27 protein-coding genes, 1 tRNA gene and 1 riboswitch are annotated in these 26,822 nt (G+C 52.4%); of the genes, 12 read left to right on the top strand and 16 right to left on the bottom strand.

Annotation, left to right across the window (positions count from 1 at the left end; all coding sequences use genetic code 11):
• Positions 1-240: 240 nt before the first annotated feature.
• Complete coding sequence (gene asd / locus NT239_04165; protein XGA72771.1) at positions 241-1,347, top strand: aspartate-semialdehyde dehydrogenase; 1,107 nt, start codon at positions 241-243, stop codon at positions 1,345-1,347.
• Positions 1,348-1,570: 223 nt separating this feature from the next.
• Here asd and NT239_04160 read toward each other — a convergent pair.
• From NT239_04160 to NT239_04145, 4 genes are all read right to left on the bottom strand, one after another.
• Positions 1,571-1,654, bottom strand: a tRNA-Leu gene (locus tag NT239_04160).
• Positions 1,655-1,770: 116 nt separating this feature from the next.
• The gene (locus NT239_04155) at positions 1,771-2,922 is read right to left on the bottom strand and encodes a GNAT family N-acetyltransferase (protein XGA72044.1); all 1,152 of its coding nucleotides are present in this window, start codon (positions 2,920-2,922) and stop codon (positions 1,771-1,773) included.
• A gap of 42 nt (positions 2,923-2,964) precedes the next feature.
• Complete coding sequence (locus tag NT239_04150) at positions 2,965-3,186, bottom strand: hypothetical protein (protein XGA72043.1); 222 nt, start codon at positions 3,184-3,186, stop codon at positions 2,965-2,967.
• A 182-nt stretch (positions 3,187-3,368) separates the two neighbouring features.
• Positions 3,369-3,752: a hypothetical protein gene (locus NT239_04145; GenBank protein ID XGA72042.1), complete on the bottom strand. Its 384-nt coding sequence runs from the start codon at positions 3,750-3,752 to the stop codon at positions 3,369-3,371.
• Between the two features lie 73 nt (positions 3,753-3,825).
• On the opposite strand from NT239_04145, the gene def reads away from it, so the two are divergent.
• Positions 3,826-4,350, top strand: coding sequence for a peptide deformylase (def, locus tag NT239_04140; GenBank protein ID XGA72770.1), 525 nt, complete (start codon positions 3,826-3,828; stop codon positions 4,348-4,350).
• 48 nt (positions 4,351-4,398) lie between these two features.
• On the opposite strand, the gene NT239_04135 is transcribed toward def, so the two are convergent.
• The gene (locus NT239_04135; GenBank protein ID XGA72041.1) at positions 4,399-4,746 is read right to left on the bottom strand and encodes a translation initiation factor Sui1; all 348 of its coding nucleotides are present in this window, start codon (positions 4,744-4,746) and stop codon (positions 4,399-4,401) included.
• Positions 4,747-4,795: 49 nt separating this feature from the next.
• On the opposite strand from NT239_04135, the gene NT239_04130 reads away from it, so the two are divergent.
• Positions 4,796-5,143 carry a 2Fe-2S iron-sulfur cluster-binding protein gene (locus NT239_04130; GenBank protein XGA72040.1) on the top strand — a complete coding sequence of 116 codons (348 nt, stop codon included), beginning with the start codon at positions 4,796-4,798 and terminating at the stop codon, positions 5,141-5,143.
• Between the two features lie 40 nt (positions 5,144-5,183).
• Here the strand turns inward: NT239_04130 and NT239_04125 are convergent, their stop codons facing one another.
• The 9 genes from NT239_04125 to fliW form a co-directional block, all read right to left on the bottom strand.
• Positions 5,184-6,005, bottom strand: coding sequence for a thymidylate synthase (locus NT239_04125; protein ID XGA72039.1), 822 nt, complete (start codon positions 6,003-6,005; stop codon positions 5,184-5,186).
• Between the two features lie 104 nt (positions 6,006-6,109).
• Entirely contained in the window at positions 6,110-8,188 is a 2,079-nt protein-coding gene (locus tag NT239_04120; protein XGA72038.1) for a sensor histidine kinase, read from the bottom strand.
• Positions 8,189-8,269: 81 nt separating this feature from the next.
• Positions 8,270-8,740: a transcription elongation factor GreB gene (gene greB / locus NT239_04115; protein XGA72769.1), complete on the bottom strand. Its 471-nt coding sequence runs from the start codon at positions 8,738-8,740 to the stop codon at positions 8,270-8,272.
• Between the two features lie 108 nt (positions 8,741-8,848).
• Positions 8,849-10,057, bottom strand: coding sequence for a pseudouridine synthase (locus NT239_04110; GenBank protein ID XGA72037.1), 1,209 nt, complete (start codon positions 10,055-10,057; stop codon positions 8,849-8,851).
• A 128-nt stretch (positions 10,058-10,185) separates the two neighbouring features.
• Entirely contained in the window at positions 10,186-10,641 is a 456-nt protein-coding gene (locus NT239_04105; protein ID XGA72036.1) for a hypothetical protein, read from the bottom strand.
• A gap of 93 nt (positions 10,642-10,734) precedes the next feature.
• On the bottom strand, positions 10,735-13,296 hold the full coding sequence (gene mutS, locus NT239_04100; protein XGA72035.1) for a DNA mismatch repair protein MutS: 2,562 nt from the start codon (positions 13,294-13,296) through the stop codon (positions 10,735-10,737).
• Positions 13,297-13,357: 61 nt separating this feature from the next.
• Positions 13,358-14,755: a tRNA lysidine(34) synthetase TilS gene (gene tilS, locus NT239_04095; GenBank protein XGA72034.1), complete on the bottom strand. Its 1,398-nt coding sequence runs from the start codon at positions 14,753-14,755 to the stop codon at positions 13,358-13,360.
• Positions 14,724-15,692 (bottom strand): acetyl-CoA carboxylase carboxyltransferase subunit alpha, encoded by a 969-nt coding sequence (locus NT239_04090; protein XGA72033.1) that lies wholly within the window; start codon positions 15,690-15,692, stop codon positions 14,724-14,726. The genes tilS and NT239_04090 overlap by 32 nt, the downstream gene beginning before the upstream one ends.
• Before the next feature lie 144 nt (positions 15,693-15,836).
• Positions 15,837-16,250 carry a flagellar assembly protein FliW gene (gene fliW, locus NT239_04085; GenBank protein XGA72032.1) on the bottom strand — a complete coding sequence of 138 codons (414 nt, stop codon included), beginning with the start codon at positions 16,248-16,250 and terminating at the stop codon, positions 15,837-15,839.
• A gap of 217 nt (positions 16,251-16,467) precedes the next feature.
• Between fliW and flgM the strand changes: the two genes are divergently transcribed.
• Positions 16,468-16,743: a flagellar biosynthesis anti-sigma factor FlgM gene (gene flgM, locus NT239_04080; protein ID XGA72031.1), complete on the top strand. Its 276-nt coding sequence runs from the start codon at positions 16,468-16,470 to the stop codon at positions 16,741-16,743.
• Positions 16,744-16,759: 16 nt separating this feature from the next.
• On the top strand, positions 16,760-17,215 hold the full coding sequence (locus NT239_04075; GenBank protein ID XGA72030.1) for a flagellar protein FlgN: 456 nt from the start codon (positions 16,760-16,762) through the stop codon (positions 17,213-17,215).
• A gap of 3 nt (positions 17,216-17,218) precedes the next feature.
• Here NT239_04075 and NT239_04070 read toward each other — a convergent pair whose 3' ends face one another.
• Complete coding sequence (locus tag NT239_04070) at positions 17,219-18,187, bottom strand: type II secretion system F family protein (GenBank protein ID XGA72029.1); 969 nt, start codon at positions 18,185-18,187, stop codon at positions 17,219-17,221.
• A 167-nt stretch (positions 18,188-18,354) separates the two neighbouring features.
• Positions 18,355-18,553, top strand: a riboswitch (Lysine riboswitch).
• A gap of 82 nt (positions 18,554-18,635) precedes the next feature.
• On the opposite strand from NT239_04070, the gene dapA reads away from it, so the two are divergent.
• Positions 18,636-19,508 (top strand): 4-hydroxy-tetrahydrodipicolinate synthase, encoded by an 873-nt coding sequence (gene dapA / locus NT239_04065; protein XGA72028.1) that lies wholly within the window; start codon positions 18,636-18,638, stop codon positions 19,506-19,508.
• A 126-nt stretch (positions 19,509-19,634) separates the two neighbouring features.
• Here dapA and NT239_04060 read toward each other — a convergent pair whose 3' ends face one another.
• A complete protein-coding gene (locus NT239_04060) occupies positions 19,635-20,924 on the bottom strand; it encodes a nitronate monooxygenase (protein ID XGA72027.1) in 1,290 nt (429 codons plus the stop codon).
• Positions 20,925-21,192: 268 nt separating this feature from the next.
• Here NT239_04060 and bioF point away from each other — a divergent pair, with 268 nt between their 5' ends.
• The 6 genes from bioF (at position 21,193) to NT239_04030 (ending at position 26,768) form a co-directional block, all read left to right on the top strand.
• Positions 21,193-22,386 (top strand): 8-amino-7-oxononanoate synthase, encoded by a 1,194-nt coding sequence (gene bioF, locus NT239_04055; protein ID XGA72026.1) that lies wholly within the window; start codon positions 21,193-21,195, stop codon positions 22,384-22,386.
• Entirely contained in the window at positions 22,380-23,243 is an 864-nt protein-coding gene (locus NT239_04050) for a DUF2520 domain-containing protein (GenBank protein XGA72025.1), read from the top strand. The genes bioF and NT239_04050 overlap by 7 nt, the downstream gene beginning before the upstream one ends.
• The gene (locus NT239_04045) at positions 23,244-23,669 is read left to right on the top strand and encodes a MerR family transcriptional regulator (protein ID XGA72024.1); all 426 of its coding nucleotides are present in this window, start codon (positions 23,244-23,246) and stop codon (positions 23,667-23,669) included.
• A 100-nt stretch (positions 23,670-23,769) separates the two neighbouring features.
• Complete coding sequence (locus NT239_04040; GenBank protein ID XGA72023.1) at positions 23,770-24,348, top strand: NAD(P)H-dependent oxidoreductase; 579 nt, start codon at positions 23,770-23,772, stop codon at positions 24,346-24,348.
• A 108-nt stretch (positions 24,349-24,456) separates the two neighbouring features.
• Positions 24,457-25,227 carry a pimeloyl-ACP methyl ester esterase BioH gene (bioH, locus tag NT239_04035; GenBank protein XGA72022.1) on the top strand — a complete coding sequence of 257 codons (771 nt, stop codon included), beginning with the start codon at positions 24,457-24,459 and terminating at the stop codon, positions 25,225-25,227.
• Positions 25,228-25,289: 62 nt separating this feature from the next.
• On the top strand, positions 25,290-26,768 hold the full coding sequence (locus tag NT239_04030) for a cobyric acid synthase (GenBank protein XGA72021.1): 1,479 nt from the start codon (positions 25,290-25,292) through the stop codon (positions 26,766-26,768).
• The last annotated feature ends 54 nt before the right edge of the window (positions 26,769-26,822 follow it).

The following is a 26,822-nucleotide window of genomic DNA, read 5'->3' as shown; positions in this document are numbered from 1 at the left end:
CGGGGCTCTTTCTTTTGGGCAAAGATAGAAATGTCCACAGGGCATCCTCGCTGTCGTGCTACGTAAGAAATTGTCGTTGGTCAATGTAAAAATACACCATGATCATTCAAACGTCATTCTTTTTTGCCAAAAAATCGCATGAGAGGTAATTCTTAGCGGCTTTCGTCTAGCCAGACATACGGAATTTCTCTAATATCAAGGGCTTGTTGTTCGTACTTTGTAATTAATAAGGAAAACATGATGAAGCGGGTTGGTTTAGTCGGTTGGCGCGGTATGGTGGGCTCAGTCCTGATGCAACGCATGCAGGAAGAGAAAGATTTTGACGTGATTGATCCAGTCTTTTTCACCACATCGCAAGCGGGTCAAGCAGCGCCAAATTTTGGCAAAGATGCTGGCACCTTGAAAGACGCTAACGAAATTGCACAATTGGCTGAGATGGACGTGATTATCTCTTGCCAAGGTGGCGACTACACCACGGCGGTGTTTCCAAAGCTGCGCGCGGCAGGCTGGAATGGTTACTGGATCGATGCTGCATCTACACTGCGTATGGAAGAAGATGCGGTGATCGTACTTGACCCTGTCAACGACGACGTGATCCAAAGCGCTTTGGACAAAGGCGTGAAAAACTACATCGGCGGCAACTGCACCAACTCGATCATGTTGATGGGTATGGGCGGCTTGTTTAAAGCAGGTTTAGTTGATTGGGTGTCATCAATGACCTACCAAGCAGCTTCAGGCGGCGGCGCAAACCACATGCGCGAATTGCTCAAAGGCATGGGCGTGGTTTACAACTCAGTGGCGGCTGAATTGGCAACGCCAGCGTCGGCGATTTTGGATATTGACAAAAAAGTCGCTGAAACTATCCGCACAGATGTACCTACTGAATTCTTCGGCGCGCCATTGGCCGGCGGCTTGATTCCGTGGATTGACAAGCAACTGGATAACGGCCAATCGAAAGAAGAATGGAAAGGCCAAGCCGAAGTGAATAAAATCCTTGGCACCAATGCAACGATTCCAGTTGATGGCTTGTGTGTTCGTATCGGCGCGATGCGATGCCACAGCTTGGCACTGACGATCAAGCTGAAAAAAGACCTGCCATTAGCTGAAATCGAATCGATTATCAAATCAGGCAATAACTGGGTGAAATGGGTACCAAACGATCGCGAAATCAGCGTGAAAGAGCTGACGCCAGCTTCGATCACTGGCAAGCTCGATATCGGTGTAGGGCGTGTACGCAAGCTCAATATGGGTCCAGAGTACATCAGCGCATTCGTCATCGGCGATCAATTGCTGTGGGGCGCGGCTGAGCCATTGCGTCGTATGTTGCGCATCTTGTTGGCGAAGTAATTTTACTTGGCAGTGAAAAAGCCGTTCAGTTTTGAACGGCTTTTTTTGTTCACAAAAAAGGCGGAAGTGCCATGTTTCGGTTGCAGTTTGTAGTTGCGGAGCGGCGCGGTGAGTTTCACTGTGTGCAAACCTGTGTACAGCAAAAAAGCAGTCTGAATGATGGGGTTGGAACTGGAAATAGAAAAAGCCGTTAAACTTTGAAGTTTAACGGCTTTTTTGTATTTGGTGCCCAGGGTCGGACTCGAACCGACACACCTTGCGGCGGGGGATTTTGAGTCCCCTGCGTCTACCATTTCGCCACCTGGGCAGGTAACTGGTTTAGAGGCCGCATTATTCCCGACTAAGCCTAACTTGGCAAGCGCTATTTGCAACGATTTGCCTAGTGCGTTGATCTATAAAATAAAATTATTTACTCGGCCGCAATTAAAGCTCTGGCAATACCTTAAACGGCAAGTGCGAGCGCATTGCTTGCTGATATTGCTCGTTAGCAAGGTGCTCACGTGCTAGAAATTGCGCCACGCTGTGGCGCATTGTCGGGTTGGCAATCCAGTAGCCACACCAAGTGTTGATGGGTTCAAAGCCGCGGGCCAGTTTATGTTCGCCTTGCGCGCCCGGCTCAAAGCGCTGCAGTCCATATTCGATCGCGTAATGTATGCCTTGGTAGTAACACAGCTCGAAGTGTAAACCGGGGCAATCCAGATCTGCACCCCAATGACGGCCAAACAGGGTATTTGCATTGCGATAGCAAATCGCCGACGCGATAGGTTGCTCGTTTTGAAGCGCGACGAAAATCACCATGCGCTGGCCGAGCTCGCGCGCGATTTGCTCGAAAAAAGTCTGCGAGAAAGCGGGATGATTGCCGTAACGTCGAAAGGTGTTCGCGTATTGCCGATACAGCGCGCTCCAGTGTTGTGGCGCAATTTCATCGCCGTGCCACACTGCCAAACTTAAGCCCGATTCGCTCACTTGGCGGCGTTCGCGCTTGAGCTTTTTACGCTTATCAGCGGTGAACGTCGCTAAATAGTCGTCAAACGATTCGTAGCCACGATTGATCCAGTGAAACTGTACGCCTTGGCGCAGCAATACGCCGGCATCCAGCAAGGCGGTGCGATCTTCCTCGGTGACAAATAAGCATTGCCAGCTTGAAACTTCCATATCGCGTGCGACTTGCAGCGCGCCCTGGATCAGCTGCGAGCGAGAAATTGTGCTGTTTGCACTTAAAACCGCACGAGGTCCGGGTGATGGGGTAAATGGAATGCCGGTGACGAGTTTGGGATAATAGGCTAGGCCAGCGGATTGCCACGCCTGATCCCATTGCCAATCGCGCGAAAAATCGCCAAAGGAGTGAGAGCGCAAATACATCGGCATAAAGCCTTGTAGTTGCTGCGTGTGATCGCGTAAAGCCAAGTGAGCAGCTTGCCAGCCCAAGCGTGGGCTAGCGGCACGTGTGGTTTCGGCAAGGCCCAGAAATGCGCGGCTGAGAAAAGGGTCGTCGCCGGTGTTCAGGCTTTGCCATTCGGGCGCGCTCAGGGCGTTGGCGCTATCGAGTGATTCGGAACTCAGCGATTGAGCCATACTTCAAACCAAAATGAATAAGGCCTCAAGCATGGCGGCATCTTATTGGCCGCGCAAGGCTTCGCGCAATTCTTCGATGCTCAAACCACTTTTGGCGATCATCGCTTGTAAATCGCTGGCCAGTTGGCGTTTTTGTTTTAGACGATTGATTTTATCGGTGATCGTGGGCGCTGCTTTGGGCTTTTCGATCACTTCAGGGCTGCTCAGTCCACGCTCGCTCGGGCTTAAAAATAAGCTTTCTGGATGGGGGAGTACGGATGCCATAGGGATAATCGTTTTTCCTTGTGATGAATTTTAAACTTACAACGATAAGATGCAGCTAAAAACTTACAAAATCAAGCCTTTGTTCATGTTTTTTTGATACATGGGTGGGGTGTAATAATATAAAAACCTATTTGTATGCTCTTGATAGATATACCCATATTCTTTCTTGTAAGGAAAGCGCTTTAAAATTGCCCTGGTGCGCGGATTGCTTGTTGCAATTGCACTTTGGGCCATATCAGCGTAGTAGCAAATTCTGATTGCAGCCATCTTGTTAAGCTTTCACGGCGGTAATTTATTTCTTCGGCGGCAAGCCCTACAATTTCGACCACTAAGCTCGCAGCTTCAAAGCAGACCATTTCATCGGCGATCGGCGCCCACGCCAAGTACATCTGCTCGGCGCCTTGCCAAGCCCAATAGGCGTTTTCTTGATCATCGGTAATTGCAATCGTGCCGGCCGGATAAGTTTGCAAATGGCTTAAAGCCAATTCAGCGACGGCAAGATAAAACTGCCAAGCGTGCAGCGTGGCTTCGTCCATATCGCTACAGGGGTCGTAAAAATCGGGCATGGATGATCTCTGGATAGACACAATGGTAGTATCGGGGCAAATGGCGCGATTTAAACCACTGCGGAGCGAGGAAATGGCGGTACAAACGGTATTAAAAATGGGTGACGCGCGTTTGTTGCGGCAAGCGCAATGCGTGGCTGAGTTTAACACGCCCACATTGCATCAATTGATTATCGATTTATTCGACACGATGCGGGCCACCGGCGGTGTGGGCATCGCCGCGCCACAAATTGGCGTTGATTTGCAGGTGGTGATTTTTGGTTTTGAGCGCAGCGAGCGCTATCCCGATGCCGAGGCCGTGCCAGAAACGGTGTTGATTAATCCGGTGATTACGCCCTTGGGCGATGAGCAAGAATCGGGTTGGGAAGGGTGCTTATCGGTGCCGGGCTTGCGCGGCCAAGTGCCGCGTTATACGCAGATTCGTTATCAAGGTTTTGACCAGTTTGGCAATGCGATTGATCGCACCGTGGATGGTTTTCATGCCCGCGTGGTGCAGCACGAATGCGATCATTTATGGGGTATTTTGTACCCGCAGCGAATCACCGATATGACGCAATTTGGCTTTACCGAGGTGCTATTTCCAAACCTAACTGCTTAAGGGTATTTGGCTGTGGCAATTTAGAAAATTAGCTTGGAGGGCAATACCCTAGCCGCCAGCTAACTTTACTGTCCAGCGCGTCGCGAGTTTTTTGGCGATGAGTTCGCGATGATCGCCCTGAATTTCAATCACGCCGTCTTTCACCGTGCCGCCGGTGCCGCACAGGTTTTTAAGTTCTTTGCCCAATTTGTTGAGTTCAGCCGCTTCTAGCAAAACGCCGCGAATTACCGAGATTGTTTTGCCGCTGCGCACTTCGCGGCTAATGCGCACGATACCGTCGCCACTCGGTTTTGGCGCCGCTTTACAGGTGCACTGCGCAATTGCCTGCTGGCAAGTCGGGCACATGCGGCCGTGTTCGGTCGAGTAGACGAGGCCACCTTGTGTGGATTTTTTCATCGCTGCTATCCTAGCTGTAATCTTGCAATTTTAACGCGAAACCCTGCCGATGCCGACGGTGACTTTTATCCAGCCTAATACTGCGCCTATCACGGTTGAAGTTGCCGCGGGCACCGCGCTGATCGACGTGGCCAGGCCGCTGGCGCGCGATGGGTTATTGGCTTTGGCGTGGCGCTGCGGGCAGGGCACGTGTGGGGCGTGTCAGGTGTATTGCAGCCATCAACACAGCGGGCGCTGGATTGAAATCAGCAGTAAGGAGCGCAATGTCTTGGTGCGTCATGCCAAGCAGCCGCTGAATATGCCATTAACGATTTTTGATTCGCCACGGCAAGTGCGGCTGGCTTGTCACTATTTAGTGGAAGACGATGTGGAAGTCATTGTGGGTATATCTACCTAGGTCAATTGAAAATTAGGCTGGATGAATATACCCACGTGGTTTACACCGCGACAGGCGCTTTGATCGCTGGATGCGGGTCGTAGCCTTCGAGCGTAAAGTCTTCAAACTCGAACGAGAAAATATCTGTCTTCGCTGGATTGAGTTTCAACACCGGCAAGCTGCGCGGCTCGCGTGACAGCTGCTCTTTCACTTGTTCAAAGTGGTTGCGGTAAATATGGCAATCACCGCCAGTCCAAATAAAGTCACCCGGCTGCAAATCGCACACCTGAGCCAGCATCAAGACCAAGGTCGCATACGAGGCGATATTAAACGGCACGCCCAAGAATAAATCGGCGCTGCGCTGATACAGCTGGCAAGACAGTTTGCCGCGCTGATCCGCGTCGCCCGGTTGTGCTGGCGCAACGTAAAACTGAAAGAAAGCGTGGCAAGGCGGCAGCGCCATGTTTTCAATTTCACCGACGTTCCACGCGGATACGATAATGCGGCGTGAATCGGGATTGGTTTTAAGCTGTTTGACCACTTCGCTGATCTGGTCGATGTGGCGGCCATCCGCGGTGGGCCAGCTGCGCCACTGGTAGCCGTACACTGGGCCCAATTCACCGTCCTCACGCGCCCATTCGTCCCAAATGGTCACGCCGCGTTCTTGCAACCAGCGCACATTGGTGTCGCCGCGCAAAAACCACAGCAATTCGTTGATGATGGATTTCAGGTGCGTTTTTTTTGTGGTAACGAGCGGAAAGCCTTCGGCCAGATTAAAGCGCATTTGATGGCCGAATACCGATACGGTACCAGTGCCGGTGCGATCTTCTTTGGCGACGCCAGTATCCAGAACATGTTGCAATAAAGCGTGATATTGGCGCATCAAAAGCCCTCGCTAAAAGATGAAAAAGGCCGCAATTAAATTGCGGCCTCTGATTTTAACCTAAATGCCAGCGGCTGGCGTAGCGGGTATCGGCAATTTAAAACTTAAGCTTGCTGCTCGATTTTTTTCGGCGCGGCTGGAAGTGTCACAATAAATTTAGCGCCTTGCCCAAATTGGCTTTCGCAGCGAATTTGACCGTATACCGCTTCAACCAATTTTTTTACAATGGACAATCCTAATCCCGTAGTGTGTTCGCCGCCTGTTGGGCGAGCCGAGAGGCGACTAAATTTCTTAAACAACATACCGATTTCATGCGGGGCAATACCCGGCCCTTGATCGATCACGGCGATTTCAACATCGTCACCAACTTCTGAGGCGCTAATCTCGATTCGCTTCTCGTTAGGCGAATACTTAATGGCATTGGAAATTAAATTATCCATTACCTGCCATAAGGCTTGCCGATCGGTTCGAACCCGCAAATGGGTTGGATTGAATTGGATGGTTTGTTGTTTGCTATTGAGTCGTTCGCGCCAAGTGACGATGGTGTCGGATATTAAATCGTCGATATCGACGTCTTCGATTTGCATTAAAACTGAGCCAGCTTCCAGTGCGTCGTAGTCAAGCAGGTTACTAATAATGCGCTGCATACGACCAGCAAGTAGCTGTATGCCATCGAGGCGCTCTTTGATTCGTTCCGCCGGCCAAGATTCAAGCCGGTCGTTAAGTAAATTGGCCATGCCTTGAATGCTGGCCACTGGGTTTTTCAAATCATGTGCCGCAATGGCGAGTAGCTCGTTCTTTTCTTGGTTGAGGTATTTTAGTGCCTCATTCGCAGCTTCCAATTGCAAGTTACGTGTCGCCAATTCTGTCGTTCGATCTGTTACTAGATCTTCTAGGTGCATGCGGTGTGATTGCACCGTGTGCGACATTTCATTGAAAGTGCGCGCTAGCTCGCCAATTTCATCGCTGCGATGCAGGTCTAGCTGATTGGTGGTTTTACCCGCAGCCAGGCTGCGAATGGCATTTTTCAGGCGATCAAGAGGTTTGGCGACATCATTGCGCAGTACAAAAGCCAATAGGCCTAATTCGACGGCCAGGGCAAAAATCCCCAAGATCAATACCATGCTGGCAGACCATGCGGCTTTTTCTTCTAACAAAGCTTTGGGATATACGGTGACAAAAAGCCAATCCGCGCCTTTGATTGGTGCAATGCCTAGCCATGCACGGCCATCTAGACTTTCAACGAAACGATCTTTAGGACTAGCTTTGCTCACCACGCTATAGATATTGCGCAATTGTGCATCGCTTTTGCGCATATCAAGGTGGCCATTAGCTTCTTCGATTTTGCTCATGTAATCTGGGTGCGATAGTAGCAAACCGCCGCGCGTGAAAATCATATTGTGTGTGCCGGGGATGCTGACTTTATTGGTCCGATTCATCAACTCCAGTAGCGGAATATCTTGCCCTACGCCACCAATGTATTTGCCGAGGTAGTCGATCGGCGTGACGACAGAAACCATCCATTCCAAGGCTTGCTTGTCGTAGTAGATGCCAGTCCAGAAACTATTGCGCGATGGATTACGCTCGGGCAGGGCGCCTAGTTCAGTTTCTAAATCCTCGGCAAAGTCGGATACTGAGCCATTACGGGCGTAATTGAGCTTAGGTAGGTACATTAAGCTCACGTCCGAGACGTTTAAATCGATGAAAGTGTCATAGCTACGCGCCCGGTAGGCGGGGCCATATTGGCTAAGAATTTGATGGCCTAGTACGACTTGGCGCATCAGTTCAGGCGTGTGTTTGGCCGTAGGGAGTAGCGCCACGGTAGCCTGATGTTCAAAATCATCTTTTTCAACTTTAACACGCCACATGCCATCACGGTCTTGGCGGAGTAAACCATAAAAATCAGTACTAAAATCAAGGTGCTGCGCTGCCGTGTAGCGACGGATAAAATCGTCACGAATCAACTTGGTATTTGATTCCGCAGTTAGGAATAATTCGCTCTCTAATAGGCTGCGTGTGTCGATGTATTTGGCAAGATTGGTCAGCGCTTCTTCTTGCAGGCGGATATAGCTGTAGTAATAACTGATGGCAGAAATCAAGCACGCCGCAATGGCAATGCGTACTGCCATGCTGCGTAAAACACGGCGAAAGAGGCTGGTGGTGGCGTGATTATGTGTGTTCATGACAAAACAATACCAGCAGCACGCCGTTTCTGGCAAAGATGATTACTTTTCATTACAAATTTGTCGTTGAAAGGCAAACACTTAGCTTTCTATTTTCGTATAGCGAACTTCGATGATTTCGAGCTCTTCGTGGCCATTCGGAGTGCGTAATAAAACGACATCGCCTTCCCGCGCTTTAATCAAAGCGCGCGCGACTGGGGAGGTCCAGCTGATATGGTTAAGCGGAAAATTGGTCTCGTCGATGCCAACGATAGCTACCGTTTCTTCGCGGCCATCTTCACGCAAGTACGTGACGGTGGCGCTAAAAAAAACCTGATCAGTTGGCTCGCGCAGCTCGGGATCAATCACCTCGGCGGCTTCAAGACGTTTACTTAAAAAGCGAATCCGGCGATCAATTTCGCGTAAGCGGCGTTTACCATATTGATAATCGGCGTTTTCCGAACGATCGCCATTGCTGGCTGCCCAATTAACGACTTGAGTCACGTGCGGGCGCTCTTTATTTACGAGTTCATATAACTCGTTTTTCATTCGCTGCCAGCCTTGTGGCGTCATATAGTTTTTACTACCTGCTGGGACTTTTAGCTCTGCCGGTAGATCGTCATCATCGCCATCAATTTCTTTGGTAAACGCTTTGCTCATGCTTTGACCTAGCTAAACTACTTAACGGCGTTTAACCTGACCCATCATCGTCAGATCGGCCCACTTCATCACCGCCAAGACTTCGGTTTCGGTTAATTCATAAAACTGACCGCGTTTGAGACGGCCCGGCAAGTTAAACATCCCGAAGCGAATCCGCATCAAGCGGCTGACCATCAGGTTGTAATGCTCGAACATACGGCGAACTTCGCGGTTACGACCCTCTTTGAGTACAACGTGGTACCAATGATTTTGCCCTTCACCACCACGATCTTCAATGCGGCTGAAGTTGGCGGGGCCATCGTCAAGCTCGATGCCGTTGACCATTTCTTTCATTTGTTCAGGCGTTAATGCGCCATGCACACGCACTGCGTATTCACGCTCAACTTCAAAGCTTGGGTGCATCATGCGATTAGCTAGTTCGCCCGAGGTGGTAAAGATCAGCAAACCCGAGGTGTTAAAGTCCAAACGACCAATCGCTACCCATTTACTCGACGAAATGCGTTTGAGGCGATCAAACACGGTGACGCGGCCTTCTGGGTCGTCACGGCTCACCAATTCGCCTTCTTCCTTGTGATACATAATCACGCGCGGCAGGCGGTCTTGCCATTTGAGCGCAACGCGTTTGCCATCGATTCGAACTTCATCTCCGGGGCTAACCTTCGCGCCTAGATCGGCGATTTTTCCGTTGACACTCACGCGGCCGGCTTCAATCACTTCTTCCATATCACGGCGAGAACCAATGCCCGAAAACGCCAAAGCCTTTTGCAAACGCTCATCGCCAATTTGGTCGAAAGTCAGACGTTTTTCGCGTAATTGCTTTTGCACCGCCACTTCATGCTGAGAGCCTTGGCGCTGAGGCATTTTCTTTGCGCGTTTGGCACTAGGGCGCGCTTTGCTATCGCGGATAACCGTTTGTGTTTCTGGTTTTTCAGTAAGCTCTGTAGCAGGCTTAATACCTTGTACTTCGCGTGCGACTGCGGTCTTGGCAATCGCTTGCGCAACCATGCGGCTCATACCACTCGTTGGCGAGTTGCGTTTTTTGCTGGTTGCTGGCGTGGATGAGCGCCCCATATCAGGGCCAGAAGTGGCTTTCTTTTTCTTATTGGCGAAACGAGATTCACCCAGGGTGGATTGCCCACGAGCACCGATTTTGGATGTTGCGCGCTGTTGGTCGTTCGCTTTTGCTTCTCGAATGGCCGGTTGCGGGCGACGAGCTTTAATGGTTTTCATGGGTAATATACCTAATTCAATAAGGTGTGATTATAACTCGTCTCAGAGGGGCTGGCGAATTGCTAGAAACGACAAAGAGCCGCCTTAGAGGTGTGATCTAAGTCGCGGCTCTTCGAAGTGGGTTGAGATTATTTTTCGGTCGTGAAAAAAGCAATGCTGCCTAGGCTGGTCATGCCTAGATTAAAGACCTGATCGTCCATCGTGCCGCCAGTTGCGTTGAGCTCTAGGCGGCGTTGAATTTCAAATAGCACTTCAATTTCTTTAAACCATTTCAGCAGGCGTGTATCACTGTTTAAATAATTTTCAATTTTAGCTTTATCAGGATGCTCGCCGACCACACATACCTGTCCGTTGCTGGTGCTACGTAGCTGATAGGCTGGCGGAACTTGGATTGCGGTGTGCGCTGCCAGATGGCTGGATAAATCATCGCCAAAACGACGCAATTCATTCGCTGCACTCGCCTTTAGATCACTCAAACCAATCCCGTCCTGGGGCCCCTTTTCTGAAACCATGCGAGCCAATTCAAGCAAAGTAGTCCCTTGCTTATCAATGATTGGATCAGAAAGCTCAGTAGCAGAATTCATGATATATCCTTAATAAGAACTAGATGGTTACCGCATATGATTAGGCTAGCTTAGTTGCTGCACATCATGCTGCGAAAATGATGCAAATTTGATCTAGGTTAGTTCCTTGAGTTTATAGAGCATCTCTAGTGCTTGGCGAGGGGTAATTGCATCAGGGATTATCCCATCTAGCATTTCGATCGCTGGATGAGGTAAAAGTTCCGGTTCTGTCGAAAAACTTGCTGCAAATAAATCTGGCTGCAAGTTATTGGCAAGACTTGATTGTTCTAATTCCTGCAGTTTACGTTTTGCGCTACGCACCACTTCCTTCGGCACTCCCGCCAAACTAGCTACTGCAACACCATAACTTTGCGACGCTGGGCCTTCTTGTACGGCATGCAAAAACACGATTCGGTCTTTGTGCTCAACCGCATCAAGGTGCACATTCGCCACTTGTGCGTAGTCCTGCGCCAAACGTGTTAGCTCAAAATAATGTGTGGCAAATAGCGTGTAGCAGCGGTTTTTCTCGATGAGTGCTTTGGCAATCGACCACGCCAGCGCCAAGCCGTCAAACGTCGAGGTACCACGGCCGACTTCGTCCATTAGCACCAAAGAGTGCTCACCGGCATTGTTCAAAATATTCGCCGTTTCGGTCATTTCCACCATAAAGGTCGAGCGGCCGCCGGCCAGATCGTCGCTCGCGCCAATGCGCGTGAAAATCCGATCGAGGCGACCAATTTTGGCTGCGGTCGCGGGCACATAAGAGCCAACGTGCGCCAGCAGCGCAATCAGCGCCACTTGGCGCATATACGTTGATTTACCGCCCATATTTGGGCCGGTAATCAGTAGCAATTTGCGCGCCAAGTGAAAATCGACGCTATTGGGAATGAAGTCGTCGATTTGCTCTTCAACAACAGGGTGGCGACCGGCTTCAATTTGCAGCACCGCGTCATCGCAAAACTCGGGCGCAATATAGCCCGATAATTGCGCGCGCTGCGCCAAGCACACCAGTACGTCGAGCGTCGCAACAGCCTGCGCGGTCAGGCGTAAGGTGGCAAGGTGGGTTTGCAGACTGTCGAGCACCGATTCATACAGCTGTTTTTCCAGCGCCAAAGCTCTGTCGTTCGCCGACAGCGCTTTTTCTTCAAATTGTTTCAGCTCGGGCGTGATGTAACGCTCAGCGTTTTTCATCGTTTGACGACGACGATAATCATCAGGTACTTGGCCTAGGTATGAGTTGGTAACCTCAATAAAGAAGCCTGCTACACGGTTATACTCTACGCGAAGGGTGGCAATGCCGGTACGCTCGCGCTCGCGTGCCTCCAGCATCGTTAAAAATTCGCCGCAATTATTTTGAATCGCACGCAATTCATCCAAATCCGCCGAGTAGCCATCGGCAATCACGCCGCCTTCGCGGATCACCACGCCCGGTTCGGGCAAGATTGCTGCGGCGAGCAATTCGTAAATTGCTGGCTCGGCCTGCATTGCGTGCGCAATGCCGTCGAACAAGCCACCGTTTGGCATTTGCGCGGCTAAATCAGGCAGCACTTTTAAGCTATCGCGCAAGCTCGCCAAATCGCGCGGGCGCGCTGATTTCAGAGCAATACGCGACACGATGCGTTCGATGTCGGCGATTTCGCGCAATTGCGAGTACAAGTGTTCATTTTGTCCGGCATCGATCAGCGTACCGATCGCTGCTTGGCGCTCCAGAATTTTGCCGTGACTGCGCAGCGGGTGGTGCAGCCAATTGGCCAAGAGGCGCGAGCCCATGCCGGTGGCGCAGTTGTCCAGTAGTGAAAACAAGGTCGGTGCGGCTTCGCCACGGATGGTTTCGGTGATTTCCAGATTGCGGCGTGTTGCGGCATCAAGCTCGATAAACTGGCTGTGCGCTTCAACGCGCAGACCCGCCAAGGCAGGCAGCGCGCCGCCTTGCGTGCTGCGTACGTATTCGAGCAGCGCACCGGCTGCGCCCAAGGCCAGTAAAGGTTCGCTGATGCCGAAGCCTTCTAAATCGTGCACGGCAAAGTGGCGCGTTAAATTACGTTCGGCGCTAGTCGCGTCAAATTGCCAGCTCGCGAGACGGCGTACTGGCGTGCGCAGTTGATCAAAAATGGTGAGCTCAGCTTCGTCGCTGATCAAAATTTCAGCAGGGCGCAGGCGCTCTAGCTCGGACGGCAGTTTTTCAACGTCGGTATCCATCAGCGCAAAATCGCCCGACGCGAGCGAGAGCCACGCCATGCCCATTTTGCCGCGCACCATGCGGATAGCGAGCAGGCGGTTTTCCTGCTTATCGTCGAGTAGCGCCGCGTCGGTCAGCGTGCCCGGCGTAATCACGCGCATCACTTTGCGCTCGACCGGCCCTTTGCTGGTGGCGGGGTCGCCCACTTGTTCGCAAATCGCGATCGATTCGCCCAACTTCACTAGCTTGGCCAAGTAGGGCTCGAGCGAATGAAACGGAATGCCGGCCATTTTGATTGGCTCACCGGCGCTGCTGCCACGCGTGGTCAGCGTGATGTCGAGCAGGCGCGCGGCTTTGATTGCATCGTCAAAAAACAGCTCGTAAAAGTCGCCCATGCGATAGAACACCAGCTTGTCTTGGTGATCGGCCTTGAGCGCGAGGTATTGCTGCATCATGGGGGTGTGAGTTGGTATATCGCTAACTGTTTTTTTTGCCATGATGATCTGTGTTCTGTATTGGGTATCTGTTTGAAGATAAATTCAGTATTGGTATATGAGGCTACACCCTTGGGGGGTATGGGTGCCATGCGGGCAGCCAGCCGGTTTCGCCATCGCGCGGCTGAAATTGCGCATTGACGCCAAGCCCGGGCATCGCAGCTAATTGGCCATCAATATAAATCAATGGCGTCGTTTCGCGTAGCCACGGCGCGATTGATTCGGCTTGGCAATGCGCTTTTAAGGAGCGCGTCGGGCGGTTGGTCGCCAGTTTAAATTGCTCACCACCTTGGCGACCTTGCACGCTAATGCTTGCACTATCGAACCAATGCACGGCGATGCCGCCACTGTCGACCTTGGTCCAGCGCAACACGCCGCGCCAATCGGATAAGTCGTTGCCAGCGTCAAGCGCAGGCGTGATGTTTTGCGTCGGGCCAGCAGCAAGGCTGGCTTGCGTAATGTGCAACTGGCCTTGATAGCGCCGAATCGCCGCGTTGCGCCATACCAAGGCAGGGTGCGTGTCATCCGCCGCGTCAACAGCAGTGCGCAGCAATTCATTAAACGCGCGTAATTCGAGCACGATGCCAGCTAAACCCAGCCAGTGGCGCAACACATTCTTTTGCCGCACTGCGCTGAGCTGAAGCCAAGGCTGTAATTGCAAAGCGCCTTGATTGTTGCACGCGGCTAAATCTTTCTCGGCGATTTCAATCAGCAAATCATTCACTTCGCTTTGATGTATTGCGCTGCGGGTCAATGTGGTCAATGCTTTGGGTGATATACCCAAGATGGTTGGCATCAGGTTATGCCGAATATCGTTGCGCTTGTATTGTGTATCCTGATTGCTTTCGTCTTCAATCCAGTGCAGCGCATGCTCGTTGGCGTAATCAAGCAACTCGGCGCGGGAAATATGCAATAGCGGGCGGAGCAGGGCGCTCTGTGGCGTCAAAACACGCTGCGCTGGCATTGCCGCCAAACCGGCCGGGCCGCTGCCGCGCAGCAGATTGATCAATAGCGTTTCGGCTTGATCGTTTTGGTGATGCGCGAGCAATACCGCGTCGCATTCTTGTTGCTCATAAATCGCATAACGCGCTTTTCGCGCCGCGCCTTCAATGCCGGCGCCTTGGCTCAAATCGAGCTGAACCCGCTGGATGGTGCAAGCAACATTTAGCGATTGAGCAAAGTGCTGAGATTGCTCAGCCCAATGGTCGGCATTCGGGGATAGTCCGTGATGGACATGCACCGCGCTGAGTGTAAAGCCCAGCTCGCTGCGCAAACTAGCAAGCCAATGCAGCAGTATCGTTGAATCGAGCCCACCCGAAAATCCAACGCACAGATGCGGTAAGGTGGGCGTGAAGGAACAACGGGAGCCTAAGCTCCCGTTGTGTGTATGAACAAAGCCTTTGATCTGTTCAAAGGCGAGTTGCCAGCCTTTAGGCTGAGGCTTCTTCTTTAAATTTGCCATGTTCCATCAGGCGATCAAAGCGTGCTTCAAGCAGCTCATCAACGCTTTTTGCTTTAAGGGCTTTGAGCGAGTCGGCAATCGATTTTTTCATCGTTGCCATCATTTCTTGCGGATTGCGATGCGCGCCGCCGACTGGCTCTGGTACCACTTTATCTATCAGGCCCAGCGTTTTTAAGCGGCTAGCGGTAATTCCAAGTGCTTCAGCGGCGTCCGATGCGCGCTCTGCAGTTTTCCACAAAATGGTCGCGCAACCTTCCGGTGAAATGACGGAGTAGGTTGAGTATTGCAACATTTGCACCACGTCGCCAACGGCAATCGCCAACGCGCCACCCGAACCACCTTCACCGATAATCGTGCAAATCACCGGCACTTTCAGCTGGGCCATTTCAAACAGATTGCGGCCGATCGCCTCTGATTGACCGCGCTCTTCGGCGCCAATACCAGGGTAAGCGCCTGGCGTGTCAACGAAGGTGATGACTGGAATATTGAATTTTTCGGCCAACTTCATTAGGCGCAAGGCTTTGCGATAGCCTTCTGGGCGCGGCATGCCAAAATTGCGCGAAATTTTTTCTTTAGTATCACGGCCTTTTTGATGGCCGATAACCATCACACTTTGGCCGTTAAAGCGCGCCAAACCACCCACAATCGCCAAATCATCGGCAAATGCGCGGTCGCCATGCAACTCTTGGAAATCGGTAAACAGGCCCGAGATATAGTCATAGGTGTACGGGCGCTGTGGGTGGCGCGATACCTGTGAAATCTGCCAAGGCGTTAATTTCGAATAAATGTTCTTGGTCAGTTCTTGGCTTTTTTTCTCGAGGTGAGAAATTTCAACCGAAATATCAACTGCCGAATCATCCTGCACGTAGCGCAGCTCTTCGATCTTGTTTTCAAGCTCAGCAACTGATTGCTCGAAGTCAAGGAAGGTGGTTTTCATGCTCTAAAACTCCAGAGGCGCTTGGGTAGCGCAAGCAGGCAGCCACAAGGCTACCCCAAAAATTTGGACGCAATCATACAACAAGGCAGCCGCAAACCCAAGCTAATCTGAAAGCCTAATGATGTTGCTTCGCACTAATTGGTGTTAGGTGTTGCTAAAGACGATATCGGCTTTTACATCAACCTTTTGCAAACCCTTTCTTGATTGCAAGTTGATAACGAGTGGCGCTAGCGTATTAGCGCGGATGGCCTGATTGTCTGGACGAGATAAAATCAAAAATAACATCGCGTCGCTGGCGTTATTCAATTCAATGCTCGTGCATTCTTCATCGCTTAAAGTCAGCACATAATTAAAGCCAAGTCGCTCGGCGCCGACTATAGAAAACGCGACCGTCGCATCGTCAAGCGACTGGAGCCAATATACGCTAGGATTGGGTTTGTCCTCGTGCAATAGCTTGTAGTTTTTGCATTCTTCAAAGCCAGGTAAACCCGCAGGAAAATGAATGACGGTTTCAGGATCGACTTCGATGGGGCCAAATTGGCTTTGGAAAACTTCCATGGCAAGTAAACTCCGGTAATGTGGCATTCAACAAAGATAAGTCACATTACGCCAAGGGCAATAAAAATACCATTGATCGCAAGAGCTCTGTGCAAAAATGTATTAGAATTAACTGATAAAAGGTTGAATTGTTAAAGAATTTCGCAGCCAAGCCGATTATAGGCATAATAGTAATAACTGAACGATGACCACCGTGCTGCACGGTAGGGGAAACATCATGAAAATCGACAACACAGGCAAGCCACTAGGCCCATTAGGCGCCAAGCCTAATGAGGTGCGTAGCGGCGCTGCGAACAAAGTAAGCGATGCTGCTGCACCGGAAAGTAGCAGTGTCAATAGCAAATTATCTGGCGTAGCGAGCAACGAAGCGACTTTTGACGCTGAAAAAGTCGCAGCCATTCGCGCGGCGATTGCCGAAGGCCGTTTTGCCGTGAAGCCTGAAGCCATCGCCGATGGTTTACTCTCGAGCGTAAAAGAGCTGCTAGCTCGTTAATCGACGAAGGTTTGTAATGGCTCAGTCTGCAGAGCTCAAAAACTATATTGCCGCTGAATCTGATCAGGTTCAGCGGCTTCTTGCATTGTTGGCCCAAGAACAAGATGCGCTGATCAAGCGCCAGTTCGATCAAGTGCTACAAATCATCAATAGCAAAACCGCCATGCTGCAACAGTTAGAAGCTGCGAGCAGCGCGCGTGCGCAGTTTTGCCTGCAATCGCAGCTCAATAGTGCCGAGCTAATTGAGGCCGCACTGGGTGATGACGTTAAGATTTGGTTCGATTTACTGCAAAATGCCAAATTGGCCGACACGATGAATCGCACCAATGGCCAGCTCATTCAAACGCATGAAGAAGTCAATCAGCATCTAATGGCTTCCTTGGCGGCGCAAAGAAATGCCAATGTCGGCTACAGCGCTGATGGAAAACTAAGCCAATTAACTTCGATTGGCCGTCCTTTCGATCGCGCCTAATTTTCACAAATCACTTGGTACGTGTGGGCTAAATGCGTTTGAACCTAGCAAGCCCCACGCCATCCACAAAGCCAATCCTGTATAAATAATGCGCGGCAGCCATGCGGCAAACTGCGTGGCGGTGTGCTCTAAATCGGCGCTGAGTTGATTGGCGATGCGCTCTAGCATCTCGGGCAGTCGCCCACTGGCTTCTCCGGTGTGAATCAAGCTAATGATCTCGTTGCGATTGAGCCAGCTTTGCTTTGCCATGCTCTCGCTTAAACTGTGTCCGCCTTGCAGGCTGCGCAATAGCTGAGGCGTACGAAATCGGCTACAACCTACGCTGTCTAGTGCGCTGCCAATTGCGTCAAACATCGGCACGCCTGCTTCGAGTAGCAACCCTAAGCTGCTAATAAAACGCTGCTGCTGCTGGCGCAAATACCAATCGCCAAAAAACGGAATTGCGAGCAGCAAATTCATCAGTGGGTGATGTGGGCTTTGTTCTGCTCTTTTAAATAGAAAGTGACTTAAGCGCAGCAACACAAATATCGTGGCCAGAGGCCACAATACCGACCACAGATAACTTCCTACGCTCAAAGTCCCCGCTGCCAATTGTGGTAAAGGGTTGATTAATAGACTCAACACCAAGATCGCGGCAGGTTTGACTAAGCGAGCGCGCACTTGCTTAGCAAGGCGCGCATTTAAGCTGGCGGTTTCGCCTAAGCGCTGATAGATATTGGCAGGGCTACCAGCTTGGCAAGCGGCGGCAATCAGTTTGGACTCAAGCGGGGTAAACACGCCTGATATTAAGCCCGCTTGCGCAATCGTTTTACCACGCTTGAGCTGCTTAATCAGCTCGGTAATGCGAGCTTGCAACTTCTTGCCGAGCGAGATGCTGGTAAACGCGCGCTGCGGGTCTAGCCCTGCGCGTTCTAAGGCCGCCAATTGCAAAAATAAATCAGCGCGAGTCGTCCAATCTAGCGGGGTTTGCATAAGCTCATTATCTAAATGAAGTGCGTTGGCCAATTGCGGTAGCGCTGATCTGGCGCAGAGTGCCTTTTGATCTGTTTATATAACATCGCGCAGCGCATCGATATTCTATGCGATGTATTACGCCGGCATTGACATTTTGCTTGGCTCGCGGTGAAATACCCACTTGTAACGACAAGAGAGGCGCCTTGCCCAGGTCGCGCAGCCAAGGAAATCACATTCCGTTTTAAGCTGCGTTAGGGGGTGCAAGGCCGAAGTGTTGATTGCGGTGATGCCGTCAACGCTGGTTACAGGGGCTGAATCCCCTGGACTGTCAGTGCTCGCTGTGTGCCTTGCCGCGCATTGGAGTGCTGGAGTGCTCTTGGTGATGATTCCACAACCGCGCCCATTGGCGCTGTCATTGCCGCACTTTTCCTCTCTCCAATCGTTGTTTTTTGATTTGGAGAATCGCATGTCACTGAACCCTCGTACTACCGCCCTGTGGACCGCGCTGATTACGCCGTTCGCCGGAGATGAATCGCTTGATTTTGTCGCCTTAACTGCGCTCTTGCGCGAGCAAGAAGCTGCTGGTGCTGGCGTATTGCTGCTTGGCTCAACCGGCGAAGGCAGCAACCTAACGCTGGCCGAGCGCAAAGCCGTGTTGCAGCACGCCTGTAGCCTTAATTTAACTGTGCCTTTGATGGTCGGCGTTGGCGGTTTGGATTTAGCTAGCCAGCTTGAATGGCTGGCTTTCTGCGAAACCTTGCCGGTTCACGCCTACTTGTTGGTCACGCCAATCTACGCCAAACCGGGCGCCGAAGGCCAGCGCCGCTGGTTTGCCGCCTTGATGAACGCGGTCAGCAAGCCCTGTATGCTGTACAACATCCCATCGCGCGCTGGTGTGCCGCTGTCGGATGTTGCGCTCGCTGGTTTGCTGGAGCACCCGAATTGCTGGGCGGTGAAAGAATCGGGCGGCAACGCTGCGCGCTTTGCCGAGCTCAAAGCCGCTTTTCCAAGTATTGCATGGTATTCGGGTGATGATGTGTTGTTTGCCGAACACGCAAAATTGGGCTCAGCCGGTTTGGTCTCGGTGGCGAGCAATGTTTGGCCGCAACAAGTGGCGCGCTGGGTGGCGCAAGGCTTGGCTGGCGAGGCGATCGGCGATTTGCTGCGCACCGCATCCGAAACGCTGTTCTTAGCCGCCAACCCCATCCCCGCTAAAGCGATTTTGCATCATCAGGGCCGCATCGCCTCGAACGAATTGCGCCTGCCTTTGTGTGCAGCAGATCTCAAAACCTTAGAGCCGATTCTGGCTAAAGATCTAGAAATCGCCGCTTTTTCCTAAGATCTGGTGGTGGGTATTGCGGTATGGCCCTTTTCTAATTTGGCTTTGCTGCCAATACCCTAGTTGTTTTGCTGGCGAAAACCATAAAAAAACCCGCTCGAAAGCGGGTTTTTGGTGTGCAGTGGTTTACACCGCAGTTTCGTCCAATGCTGGCAGCGCGATCGTATTGTCGGTGCTGAATTGGTAGTCTTTGAACACATGCTCAGCGGTCAGCAATTGATAACGACCATCTGGCAACTTGTTGGTCGTGTCTTTCAGGCGATACGTGTAGTGGCCGCAAGTCCAGCAATCGAAGTTACGCATATGCGTGCACAGGCAGGTTTTCTCGTAAACATGAATTTCCGAGATTTTTTTCACGCCTGGGTTTTCTTCGATCACCTTATTGTACGCTTGAATGTACGAACAGCTGCCGTTTGCGTCGAGCAGGTAACCGTAGGCTTCGCAGTTCGGGCGAATGCCAGAGCCAATCGCTGGCGTGTTTTTCAACATCCGCATCGGGTAGCCCGTTGGCGACACTTGGTTCACTTCGATAATGTCTTCGGAAGCTTTGAAGTATTCTTGCTTCACATCATCAGGTAGACCGCATTCTTTGGTCACGGTAAAGCGCGTCGCGACTTGCACGCCGCCACAACCCATTTCCAAGAAACGCACGGCGTCTGAGCCGGTAAACACGCCACCTGCGGCGATTACTGGCATATTGTCATAGCCTTGCTCTTTAATCCATGCCACCACTTCAGCCACGATGTCTTCGAGCTTGTATTCAGCCCAATCCATGCCAAAGCCCAAGTGGCCGCCCGCCAGTGGGCCTTCAACCACTACGTAATCGGGTAGGCGATTGGTGCGGGCTGATTTTTTGATAAACAATTGCAGTGCGCGCACTGAAGACACAATGATGCCCAATTTCGCATCGCGGAAACGAGGGTGGTCTTCAATCAGTGCGAACGAGCCCAAGTGCAAACCGGCCGCCAAGGTAATGCCGTCGATGCCAGCGTCCAGCGCTGCGGCCATCCGAACGCGCAAAGTGTCCTTCGGCGCGTTCATCGTTAATTTTTCCATGCAGTTGATGAACACCAAGCCATCGCCTTGTTTGCGTTGCATGGTGGCTTCAACGTGTAAGCGTGTTGCTTCTTCCAGCTGTTTTAGGTCGAATTGCACAACCGATTTATCGCTATTGGCGACGTTAAATTTGTATTGCTTCAGTTTGTCTTTAACGTGCTTGGTATTGTAGCGACGGTCGGTTACGGTATTAATCATCGCATCCGAAATATGGCCGATGCCACCAAGGCGACAGGCTTCGAGCGCAAGGTCGGCCGTTGAAATATCAACGCCCATGCCACCAATCATGATAGGCACGTATTCTTTTACTGCGCCGCTCTGGTCTTTAAACTTCAGACGAAAATCATCAACACGCTTCATTCAATCTAATCCACTGCTTTATACCCTAGAAAATTTAAACAGATGTTTAAATTTTTGGCATATAAAATCGCTATTTTTCAGAAGCGGCAATCATATCCTTAAATGGCGCTCTGTGGTGTACATCAAGCATGACAGAGCGCAATAAAAATCGGATTGTCGCAAAAAAAGAGCGTAAATATTTCCGCGCTAGGTGATATTTCGGCAATTGTCGGCGTGACGCCATTTTTCAGTAAAATAGAAATAATATTTCGATTTTTTTAAGGTTCCGATGCCTAAATTAGCGATTTTTGAGCAAATAGCCGACGAGTTGGCGCACAAAAAGGCGCAGAGCTTGTACCGCAGTCGCCGCGTGCTCGATTCACCACAGGGCGCACGTGTGCAGCTAAATGGCCGCGAAGTGCTGAACTTTTGCAGTAACGATTATTTAGGCCTCGCCAATCATCCCGCCGTGGTTGCTGCCGCACAGCAAGGCGCAGCCGAGTGGGGCGTGGGCAGCGGCGCAGCGCATTTGGTCACTGGTCACTTTACGCCGCAGCATACTTTAGAAGAGCGTTTAGCCGCCTTTAGTGGCAAACCCGCAGCGATTTTAGTCTCGACCGGTTTTATGGCCAATCTGGCGGTGATTCCAGCCTTGCTCGGGCGCGGTGACGCGGTATTTGCCGATAAGCTCAATCACGCCTCGCTAAACGATGCTTGCCAGTTGGCGCGCGCCGAGTTCAAACGCTTTGCGCACAACGATGTCGCGCAATTGGAACGACTGCTCGCCGAATCGAGTGCCAAACGCAAACTGATCGCGGTTGATGCGGTATTTAGCATGGACGGCGATATCGCGCCGCTGGCCGACTGTCTGGTGCTGGCCGAGCGTTACGACGCGTTGCTGTATATCGACGACGCGCACGGCTTTGGCGTACTCGGCAATGGGCGCGGCACGCTGGCCGAGTTAGGCATTAACTCGCCACGGATTATTTATATGGCGACCTTGGGAAAAGCCGCGGGTGTTGCAGGGGCGTATATCGCTGCAGAACAAGTGGTGATTGATTACCTGATCAATACTGCCCGTGCGTATATCTACACCACCGCCGCGCCGCCGCTATTGGCTTGCGCGCTGCACGCCAGTTTGGACGTGATCGAACACGATGTGGAGCGCCGTGAACGGCTAAAAGCGCATATTCAATATTTCAAACAGTTTTTTGCCACCGAACTCGCTGGCTCCGCGTGCGAGTTATTGCCGTCGGACACGGCGATTCAGCCCATCATCGTGAAAGACAACGCCGCCGCGCTCGCACTCTCGCAGGCCTTGCTCGACGCCGGATTGCTGGTCGCGGCCATTCGCCCGCCGACGGTGCCAACGCCACGGCTGCGCGTAACGCTCTCCGCCGCGCACAGCGCTGCAGAGGTGGCGCTGCTGTGCGAGCAGATCAAACGGGTGCTGCTGGCCGCCGAAGAGTCGCAGCCATGCTGACGCTCAATCTGATCGGCGCAGGGCGCTTGGGAAAAAGTATTGCGCAACTGGCACAGCAAAGTGGGCAGTATCGCCTTGCAGGTATTTATTCACGTAGCTTGGCGAGCAGTACTGCTGCATGCGAATGGATCGGTGCGGGTCAAGTTGCCGCGCAGCTTACCGATTTGCCGCCCGCCGATTTGTGGTTGATTGCGGTGCCTGATGGTGCGATTGCCAATGTTGCCGCCGAGTTGGCGCAGGCCGGTGTGGTGAATGCGGGTGCAGTGGTGTTTCACGCCAGCGGCGCATTAGCATCGGATCAATTCACGCCCTTGGCTGCGCAAGGCGTATCGGCGGCGAGTTGGCACCCCGCTTTTTCGTTTGCTGAGCCCGCGCGAGCGGTGCACACCTTTGCAGGTACTTTGTGCGCGCTCGAAGGTGACGCGCAGGCTGTCACTGCGCTGAGCGACTTTAGCGCAGCAATCGGTGGCCAACCCTTTGCACTCAGTAGCGATGCAGGCGCGAAAGTGGCCTACCACGCAGCGCTGTCGATGGCCGCCAATTACTTGGTCACATTGAGCGATTTGGCTTTGCAAACGACAGCCAAGGCGGGTATTGCCCCGGAAGTCGCGCAGCAATTGGTCTGCAGCCTAATGCGTCAGACTTTGGCTAATGTCGAAAGCATCGGCCCGTACGCGGCTTTAACAGGGCCGATTGTGCGTGGCGATGCGGCAACGGTCGCGCAGCATTTGGCGGCATTGCCTAATAGCGCTCAAGCGCCTTATCGCGCGCTCGGCAGCGCAACAGTCGCACTGGCGGGCAAGCGCTTGGCAAACCCCGCAGCCATGCGGCAAACCTTGCAGCGTAAGGAGGGGTAAATGTTTATCGGTGAACTGGCCAAACTCAGCGGCGCCAGCGTCAAAGCGATCCGCCATTACGAAACTTTAGGGCTGCTTGGCCGCGTGCAGCGGCAAGGTGTGTACCGAATTTATGGTCAGCAAGACGTGCAGGTGGTGCAGTGGATTAAGCAGGCGCAGGGCCTAGGGTTTCGTCTGGCAGAAATCGTCGCGGCGTTTCGGCGTGATGCTGATGGCCAGCTCGATTGGCGAGAAATGAGTCGGCAAATTGAGCTAAAACGCACTGCGGTTCGCCAAGAAATTGCTCGGCTGCAAGAGCTAGAGGGCTGCTTAACGACGATCTATACCGAGATCAATGAATGCCTTAGCGGCGCTCCACTGGTCGCCGCGCCTAGCCCAGAGCAAGCCAAATACTACGCTTTTTGCGCCGGCACGCAGCCTGCTTGACTCTGCCCTTAGGGGTAGACTTAGGCTAAGCCTTTTACACCCATAGTTCGCCAGCTGCACTGCTGGCTGGTGTGGGTTTTCATTCGAAGAAGGAGGCCTTATGAGCAAAAAAGTATTGGTGATTTTGGGGCATAGCTTAAGCGACAGCCTGTGCGGGGCTCTTAGCGCGCAATACGCCGAGGCTGCTGCAGCAGCGGGGCATCAAGTGCAGGTGCTAAAACTGGGCGAGTTGCAGTTTGATCCCATTTTGCGCCAAGGCTTTCGGCAGATTCAGCCTTTGGAAGCTGATTTGCAGCATGCGCAAAAGCAAATCGCGTGGGCAGAGCATATTGCGCTGGTTTACCCGATCTGGTGGGGCGCAGCACCTGCCTTGCTCAAAGGCTTTATCGATCGCGTGTTTCTGCCCGGCTTTGCCTTCAAATATGATGAAAACTCCAGCTTTCAGGTCAAATTGCTCGCCGGGCGCAGCGCGCACCTGATGGCCACGATGGATACGCCACCGTGGTATTACCGCTGGGTATATCGCTTATCGGTACTCAAGCAAATGCGCAAAACCACGCTGGAATTTTGCGGTATCAAGGTTAAAAAATCGGCGGTATTTGGCCCGGTGATTAGCGCCAAAGCGGCGCAAAAAACCGCGTGGCTCAATCAGGCCCAAGCTTTAGCCGCCAGTATTTAAACCACCTAAAGTATGCAGGCGCAGCCCATTTCCCATCCGGCCCTGGTAGTGGTCTGCGGCGCGAAGCGGTACACTGCGCCTTCGTTCATGGGTAGTTTGGATTTTTTGATGTGGATTGAAACGCGGGGGCGTGGCCCTGATGTGGTGTTGTTGCACGGTTGGGCGATGAATGGCACGGTGTGGAACGCCGTGGTGCGCGAGTTGGAACAGGATTTTTGCGTACATATCGTTGATTTGCCCGGCCACGGCGGCAGCAAGCTGGGTGACGATGAAACGCTGACTTTGCAGGCGATGGTCGACGCGGTCGATGCGCAATTTCCATTTCCGGTACAAGTGGTTGGTTGGTCGCTCGGCGGCGCGGTGGCGACGCAATGGGCTTTGCAGCAGCGCGATAAAGTGCGCTCTTTAACGCTGGTCGCGTCCAGCCCGTGCTTTATGCAGCGCCCAGATTGGCAACCGGCGATGGCGCAAAAAGTGCTCGAGCAATTTGCTGCGGCGCTGCAAACCGATTGGCAAGGCACGCTAAAGCGCTTTATCAGCCTACAAGCGATGGGCGACGCCAGCGCGCGCGAAGTGACGCGTGAATTGCTGGCTGATTTATTCAAACACGGCGAACCAAAACTCGCGCATCTGGCCGATGGCCTCAATATCCTGCGCGATACCGATTTGCGCGCCGAAGTGGTCAAGGTCGATTGCCCCGTGCTGCTGCAATACGGCGATCGCGACACCTTAACGCCGCTCGACGCCGGCATGTGGCTCGCCAAAACCTTGCCGCAGGCGCAATTTAAATTGCACTACAAAGCCGCGCATGCGCCGTTCTTGTCGCACTTGGCCGATTTTGTCGCGACGCAAAAACAATTCTTGCTCGATAATCAATAAGGGTATTGCTCTGAAGCTAATTTCTAATATGGCTTTTAGGGTTATACCCATCTGGATAAATCATGCCCACGCTAATGATTCAAGGCTGCACGTCCGATGCAGGTAAATCGACTTTAACTGCTGCGCTATGTCGTTTGCTGCTGCGTCGTGGCGTCAAAGTGGCGCCATTCAAGCCGCAAAATATGGCGCTGAACTCAGCGGTGACTGAGGACGGTGGCGAGATTGGGCGTGCGCAGGCGGTGCAGGCGGTGGCGTGTGGCTTGGCTGCGCACACCGATATGAATCCGGTGCTGCTCAAACCCTCGAGCGATTGCCGCGCGCAGGTGATTATTCAAGGCAAATCAATCGGCAATCTGGATGCGGTGGATTATCACGATTACAAAACCACGGCCAAACGCGCGGTGTTTGAGTCGTGGGCTCGCTTGGCGGCGCAATATGATTGGGTGATTGTCGAAGGCGCGGGTAGCCCCGCCGAAGTCAATTTACGGCAAGGCGATATTGCCAATATGGGCTTTGCCGAAGAGGCCGATTGCCCGGTGTGGCTGGTGGCCGATATCGACCGCGGCGGCGTATTTGCGCATTTTGTCGGCACGCTGGCGTGCTTGAGCGAGTCTGAGCAGGCAAGAATTCAAGGTTTTATTATTAATCGTTTTCGCGGCGATATTAGCCTGTTGCAACCCGGCTGCGATTGGCTGGAAGAAAAAACTGGTAAGCCGGTGCTGGCGGTGGTGCCGTATTTGCATGGGCTGGAAATCGCCGCCGAAGACGCGCTACCTAAAATGGTGGCCAATGCCGACGGTGAATTTCGCATCGTCATCGCCACCTTGCCACATATCTCGAACCACACCGATTTCGACCCGCTGCGCCGCCTACCGAGTGTGCGCTGCGAGTTCGCCAACCCTAATCAGCCGCTGCCCGAATGCGATTTGCTGATTATCCCCGGCAGCAAAAACACGCTGGGCGATTTGGCGCATTTGCGCGCGCAAGGGTGGGATAAGCAAATTGCGCGGCATTTGCGCTATGGCGGCAAAGTGATTGGCGTGTGTGGTGGGTTGCAAATTTTGGGCGAGACGATTGCTGATCCGATGGGTATTGAGTCAGGGGCAATATCTGCAAAGGGGTTGGGGTATATACCCATTGCTACGGTATTAGAGGCCGAAAAGCAGTTGATCAATGTGGCGGGGCAGATAATCGCCGATCAGGCTACAATCAAAGGCTACGAAATTCACGTTGGTCGCTCGACTTGGTGTGATACAACTCAGCCCGAATGGCCGCGTTTTGCTGCTTTGTATGATGGTCGCAGTGACGGTTGGGGGTCGCCCGACGGGCAAATGATTGCCACTTATTTGCATGGCCTATTCGATCAGCCTGAATCTTTGCGTAGCATCTTGGCTTGGGCGGGCTGTGGTGCAGATGTCCGCGAATTGGCCGATGCCAGCGACTTGCTGGAGCGCGAGATCGATCGCCTAGCCGATGCGCTCGATCAGGCTATTGATTGGCCGCAAGCCTATCGCGCAGGTTTGAATATCAACTCGCAATAAATTGGTTCGAAACCCAAGCTAATTGGGGTTTGCTGGCTTTCTCTTCTATAAAGA

Origin of the sequence: Chitinibacter sp. SCUT-21, from assembly GCA_041874755.1 — a bacterium.
In the GTDB taxonomy this organism is placed as follows: Bacteria; Pseudomonadota; Gammaproteobacteria; order Burkholderiales; family Chitinibacteraceae; genus Chitinibacter.
The sequence above is the reverse complement of the archived record's forward strand: the minus strand, read 5'-3'. Positions and strand labels throughout refer to the sequence as shown.